This window comes from Flavobacterium sp. (assembly GCF_043720215.1).
Lineage (GTDB): Bacteria > Bacteroidota > Bacteroidia > Flavobacteriales > Flavobacteriaceae > Flavobacterium.
Window position 1 is genome coordinate 1 of record NZ_JAYSSZ010000008.1, and the last position, 6083, is coordinate 6083.

The 6083-nt window shown below is 32.8% G+C and carries 8 protein-coding genes and 1 pseudogene; 8 read left to right on the plus strand and 1 reads right to left on the minus strand.

All coding sequences use genetic code 11. From position 1 onward, the window contains the following. The 5 genes and pseudogenes from ACHZC3_RS00430 to ACHZC3_RS00450 form a co-directional block, all read left to right on the plus strand. Positions 1-148 (plus strand): annotated as a pseudogene (locus ACHZC3_RS00430) (gliding motility-associated ABC transporter ATP-binding subunit GldA); the annotation flags it as partial. 138 nt (positions 149-286) lie between these two features. Then, complete coding sequence (locus tag ACHZC3_RS00435) at positions 287-1033, plus strand: electron transfer flavoprotein subunit beta/FixA family protein (RefSeq protein WP_394757909.1); 747 nt, start codon at positions 287-289, stop codon at positions 1031-1033. Between the two features lie 148 nt (positions 1034-1181). Continuing rightward, positions 1182-2150: an electron transfer flavoprotein subunit alpha/FixB family protein gene (locus ACHZC3_RS00440; protein WP_394757910.1), complete on the plus strand. Its 969-nt coding sequence runs from the start codon at positions 1182-1184 to the stop codon at positions 2148-2150. A 315-nt stretch (positions 2151-2465) separates the two neighbouring features. Beyond that, positions 2466-3089 carry a bifunctional nuclease domain-containing protein gene (locus ACHZC3_RS00445; protein WP_394757911.1) on the plus strand — a complete coding sequence of 208 codons (624 nt, stop codon included), beginning with the start codon at positions 2466-2468 and terminating at the stop codon, positions 3087-3089. Positions 3090-3179: 90 nt separating this feature from the next. Next, positions 3180-4004, plus strand: coding sequence for a thymidylate synthase (locus ACHZC3_RS00450; protein ID WP_394757912.1), 825 nt, complete (start codon positions 3180-3182; stop codon positions 4002-4004). On the opposite strand, the gene ACHZC3_RS00455 is transcribed toward ACHZC3_RS00450, so the two are convergent. Further along, positions 4001-4252: a helix-turn-helix domain-containing protein gene (locus ACHZC3_RS00455; RefSeq protein WP_394757913.1), complete on the minus strand. Its 252-nt coding sequence runs from the start codon at positions 4250-4252 to the stop codon at positions 4001-4003. The two genes, ACHZC3_RS00450 and ACHZC3_RS00455, sit on opposite strands and share 4 nt — an antisense overlap. Positions 4253-4366: 114 nt before the next feature. Between ACHZC3_RS00455 and ACHZC3_RS00460 the strand changes: the two genes are divergently transcribed. The 3 genes from ACHZC3_RS00460 to ACHZC3_RS00470 form a co-directional block, all read left to right on the plus strand. Then, positions 4367-4582, plus strand: a complete 216-nt coding sequence (locus ACHZC3_RS00460; RefSeq protein ID WP_394757914.1) for a hypothetical protein — start codon at positions 4367-4369, stop codon at positions 4580-4582. A gap of 51 nt (positions 4583-4633) precedes the next feature. Beyond that, complete coding sequence (locus tag ACHZC3_RS00465) at positions 4634-5383, plus strand: GLPGLI family protein (protein ID WP_394757915.1); 750 nt, start codon at positions 4634-4636, stop codon at positions 5381-5383. Positions 5384-5386: 3 nt separating this feature from the next. Continuing rightward, the coding region (locus ACHZC3_RS00470; protein ID WP_394757916.1) for a carboxypeptidase-like regulatory domain-containing protein at positions 5387-6083 on the plus strand (697 nt) is incomplete at its 3' end.

The following is a 6083-nucleotide window of genomic DNA, read 5'->3' on the forward strand; positions in this document are numbered from 1 at the left end:
CAATTTGGTTTGGGAGCTTTCTTTTGCTACCGAGACCGATATGCGTCCTGTAGTTTTCGATTTTGCTCACGAAAATGGACTAAAAACGTTACAACTGAATTTGAAAAGCAAAAATTTAGAAAGTATTTTTAGAGAAATGACCAAGTAATTTTTCCGCCACACGAATTTAAATTCACAAAACGTTGGGGTTATAAAGTTTTTTTAGCAATAAAAAATAATATGCACGCATAGTATATTATTTAAAATATTTGTCTTATTTTTGTGTTTCAATTTAAGACTCAGAAAAATGAAAATATTAGTTTGCATCAGTCACGTTCCTGATACTACTTCAAAAATTAATTTTACCAATGGTGATTCAGAATTTGACACCAATGGTGTGCAATTTGTAATTAACCCAAATGATGAATTTGGTTTAACAAGAGCAATTTGGTTCCAAGAGCAACAAGGAGCAAACGTAACAGTTGTAAATGTTGGAGGTCCGGACACAGAGCCAACCCTAAGAAAAGCATTAGCTATTGGTGCAAACGATGCTATTCGTATTAATGCAAACCCAACCGATGGATTTTTTGTAGCAAAACAACTAGCAGAAGTTATAAAAACTGGAGGTTATGATCTTGTTATTGCTGGTAAAGAATCATTAGATTACAACGGAGGAATGGTTCCTGGTATGATTGCTGGAATATTAGGGATAAATTTTGTAAATTCTTGTACCGAATTAACCATCGATGGGACTGCCGCAAAAGCATCTCGCGAAATCGATGGTGGAAAAGAAATCGTTTCAACTACTTTACCATTAATAGTTGGTGGTCAAAAAGGATTGGTAGAAGAAAAAGATTTGCGTATTCCGAACATGAGAGGAATTATGACTGCAAGAACTAAAGCATTAACAATTCTTGAACCTATTAGCGCAGCGTCAGAAACTAAAGCAATTAAATTTGAAAAGCCTGCAGCAAAATCTGCGGTAAAATTAATAAGTCCTGACAATTTAGATGAGTTAATTAATTTATTACACAACGAGGCAAAGGTGATTTAAGATTGTAGAGTTTAGATTTAAGATTGCTTTGAAAGCAAGTGTAAAATCTAAATTAAACATTTGATTCACTTCAAATTCTAAAATCAATAATCATTTTAGGTTTCAATTTTAAAAATCTGAAATCTAAAATCTAAAATCTAAAATTATTATGTCAATATTAATATACGCAGAATCAGCAGAAGGAAAATTTAAGAAAGTAGCTTTCGAATTAGCTTCTTATGCTAAAAAAATTGCAGAAACTACAGGACAAACCGTAACGGCAATCACTGTAAATATGAACGATGTTTCAGAACTTTCCAACTACGGAGTAGATAAAGTACTAAAAGTTACCAATGACAAATTGGCTAATTTTACAGCAAAAGCTTATGCAGATGCTATCAAACAAGCGGCTCAAAAAGAAAGTGCAAAATTAGTTTTATTATCTTCATCAACAGATAGTTTATATCTTGCGCCATTAGTATCGGTAGCGCTTGACGCAGGTTTTGCTTCAAATGTTACAGGATTACCAGTAAGCATGTCACCATTTCAAGTAAAAAGAACTGCTTTTTCTAACAAAGCTTTCAATATTACCGAAATAAATACTGATATTAAAGTATTGTGTTTGGGTAAAAACTCTTACGGAATTTTCGAAAATGCTGGTTCAGCAACTGCCGAAGATTTCGCTCCAAGTATTTCTGATGCCGATTTTGGTGTAAAAGTACAATCTGTAGAAAAAGGATCAGGAAAAGTAACCATTGCCGATGCTGATGTAGTTGTTTCTGGCGGTCGTGGAATGAAAGGGCCTGAAAACTGGGGAATGATTGAAGAATTAGCTTCAGTACTTGGTGCTGCAACAGCATGTTCTAAACCAGTTTCCGATTTAGGTTGGAGGCCTCACAGTGAACACGTAGGGCAAACAGGAAAACCAGTTGCTACAAATTTATACATTGCGGTAGGAATTTCTGGAGCAATTCAGCACATTGCGGGAATCAATTCATCAAAAGTAAAAGTAGTTATCAATTCTGATGCAGATGCGCCTTTCTTTAAGGTTGCAGATTACGGAATTGTAGGAGATGCTTTCGATATTTTACCAAGATTAACCGAAAAATTAAAAGCTTTCAAAGCGCAAAATTCATAAACAATTTTGTTTTTCAATACAATGAGCTATATAAATCAAATTATGTAGCTCATTTTTTTTGATTAAGGTTTTTTGAAGCGAAAAGTTTTTGTTACTTTGCAGTTCCTATTCCTGCTATTCGTTACAATCTGTCTCGTTCCAAAAAACGAGACAGGATTTCCACTACTATCAGGGCTAAATAGGAAATTGTATTGCGCTTTTGGAATTCATCAAAACCAAAAATACAATTCATATCAAAAAAATAGATTTTAATTTCAATAATCTAACCCGAGTGTCAGCGAACTGGCAAAGCAAATCTAAAATCTAATATTTAAAATGAGTTTAGTAAAACTAACCATAAAAGGAATATCATATAGTCAAACTCAAAACGGAGCTTACGCACTAATTTTGAACGAAGTTGACGGCGACCGAAAACTACCAATCGTAATTGGCGCTTTCGAAGCTCAATCTATTGCTATTGCGCTCGAAAAAGAGATAAAACCACCACGTCCTTTGACTCACGATTTATTCAAGAACTTTTCTGATAGATTTGATATTGTTATAAAACAAGTTATTATTCACAAACTAGTCGATGGTGTTTTCTACTCGAGTATGATTTGCGAACGTGATAAAATAGAAGAAATTATAGACGCAAGAACATCAGACGCCATTGCATTAGCACTCCGATTCAATGCGCCAATATTTACATATAAAAATATACTAGACAAAGCAGGAATTTTTCTAAAGGTAAATCCTGAAACAGAAAATTCAGAACATATTTTAGAAGACGTTCTTTCTACTTCAGATGCTTTTGGGATAGAAGAAAGCAACGATAGCAAAAATTCTTACGCAAAACATAGTTTGTCTGAACTTCACGAATTGCTTACTATTGCTGTAAACGACGAAGATTACGAAAAAGCAGCAAAAATAAGAGACGAAATTTCGAAAAGAGAAGTGTAATGTTTAATCGTGAATTTGTTTAATCGTTTAACCGCTATGCGAACCGATTAAACAAATAACCGAATAACCGAATAACCGAATAACCAAAAAATGAAGCAATACCTAGATTTAGTAAAACACGTTTTAGAAAACGGAACCCAAAAAGGAGATAGAACTGGAACAGGAACAAAAAGTGTTTTTGGTTACCAAATGCGTTTCGATTTAGCGGATGGTTTTCCTATGGTGACTACCAAAAAACTACATCTAAAATCTATTATTCATGAATTACTTTGGTTCCTAAAAGGAGAAACAAACATCGCTTATCTACAAGAAAATGGAGTAAAAATTTGGGACGATTGGGCTAATGAAAATGGCGAATTAGGGCCTGTTTACGGACACCAATGGCGCAATTGGAATAGCGAAGAAATTGACCAAATCACCGAATTAATAGAAACCTTAAAAACAAATCCGAACAGTCGTAGAATGCTTATTTCGGCTTGGAATCCTTCGGTTTTGCCAGACACCACAAAATCATTTGCTGAGAATGTTGCCAACGGGAAAGTAGCATTACCACCTTGTCATGCTTTTTTTCAGTTTTATGTTTCCGAAGGGAAATTATCTTGTCAGTTGTATCAGCGTAGTGCCGATATTTTCTTAGGAGTTCCTTTTAACATAGCTTCTTACGCACTATTTACGATGATGATTGCACAAGTTTGCGATTTACAAGTAGGAGAATTTATCCACACTTTTGGCGATGCACACATTTATAACAATCATTTCGAGCAAGTCGAACTGCAATTATCACGTGAGCCAAAACCCTTACCCAAAATGATTTTGAACCCTAAAGTAAAAAACATTTTTGATTTTAAGTTTGAAGATTTTACTCTAGAAGGTTATGAGTCGCATGCTCATATAAAAGGAGCAGTTGCTGTTTAATCTTTAGAATCAGAAACCAGTTTTAAGTCTTTTAATAATTCACCGGGTTCAATTTCTAGTGCAAAAGCAATTTTAAAAAGTAGATTTAATGTCATTCCTTGGTTATAATCAAAGATTAACCTAATTGTTTTTTCATCACAACCAACATCTTTTGCAAACCGAGATTTGTTCCCTTTATATTTTTCAATAAAGAGAGTGTAAACCCTTTTTGTTACGATTTCTTTTATTATGTCTAGTTGTTTTTGCACTAAGACAAATAAAGAGAGAGTAAAAAATAAATAATATTTTTAGCCTCGGAGTTTTCTCCTAATTTTATATATTTGCCTCAAACAAACGATTGTTTAACAAATAATATTATTTTTATGAAAAAATTAGTTTTTACAGCTATCGCAATGATAGCTTTTAGTGGAGCAAGTATGGCAAATACTAAAGAAGTTAAAAAAACATTAATAAGAACACCGTGCGATACCTTATGGATTCATTACTATCAGTTTGCACTTGATGAATTGGGAGCAGTTTCAGGTAGTCAAGGAGCTTGGGATTTTGCTGATGCAATGGCTGAAGCTAACGGATGCTAAAAATAATTATATACCCGAAGAATATTCTTCGGGTATATATATATATTCAATATGAAAAAAAAATATCTACTAATAATTTTATTCTCTATTTTGCATTGTTTTGGGCAAAAAACAGGAACTATTACTTATAAAAAAATCAGCAATCCAATAGATTTAACAAAAGCTGACATATCAATACAAGAACAATTAGTAAAAACATCGAAAGAATCTGATAAGATTGAGTATGTTTTAAATTTTAACGAATTTGAAGTTTACTTCTATGCAAAAAAAATACTACTTCAAGAGAATATGTTTAATGCTTATGTCATTATTGGGGGTGGTAAACTAAAACTATATCAAAATAAAAAGACTCAAGAAAGCAGAGAATATATAGACTCTAAAAGAGTCGGGCAAGTCATTTTAAATAAAAAAGTTTTATATGACTGGACGTTGACTAACGAATCAAAAAACATTGATGGTTATAAATGTTTTAAAGCCACTAGTCCATATTTCAAAGAAGATGGCACTAAAAATGAAAACCCTAATTTAATGATTACTGCTTGGTACTGCCCTGAAATTCCTGTAAAATTAGGTCCTTTGGGTTATGGAGATTTGCCTGGATTAATAATTGAATTACAAACAAAAATGTCAACTTTTGTAGCTAAAACAATAAATTTAAATCCTGAAATAGTCCCTGAAATAGATAAATTAACATCTCAAAAGGCTATTTCTGAAGAAACATATAAAGAAATGTATATGGGCACACTGAATAAAGAACAATATAATGCTGTTAAAGAGTCTGAAGTTAAACAAAAGAAATAGAAATTGATATTCAAATTATACAAAAAGCAAATAACGCTACTCCTAGTTTTATTTGCTTCTTTTATTTCCTACTCCCAAACAAAAACCATAACAGGTGTCATTTCTGATACGCTAAATATTCCTCTAGAAAACGCCAATATTATTGCAAAACCGTATCAAGCTAACGAACAACTAAAATTTGCTATCGCTGACAATAAAGGGAGATACAAACTAGAACTAGAAAATAGTGTAAAATACGAGATAACCGCTTCTTACTTAGGTTATAAAGAAGAAATACTTATTATCGATCCTAATGCCACGCTAACTAAACATAATTTTGTACTAAAAAGCACGGGAAAAATGCTTAAAGAGATTGTTATAAAACACGACTTTAAGCCTATTGTTATAAAAAAAGACACACTAACATTTAACGTAAAAAGTTTTGCTAAAGGTAACGAACGCAAAATGAAAGAAATCCTAGAAAAATTACCTGGTGTAGAAGTAGATAAAAAAGGGAATGTTACCGTGCAAGGCAAGAAAGTAACCAAAATGTTGGTAGAAGGAAAATCATTCTTTGGTGGTGGCTCTAAACTAGCTGTCGAGAATATTCCCGCCGATGCCTTAGATAAAATTGAAGTGATAGACCATTTTAATCAAGTAGGTTTCATGAAGCAAGTCTCTGATTCTGACGATTTGGCTATGAATGTAAAGCTAAAAGAAG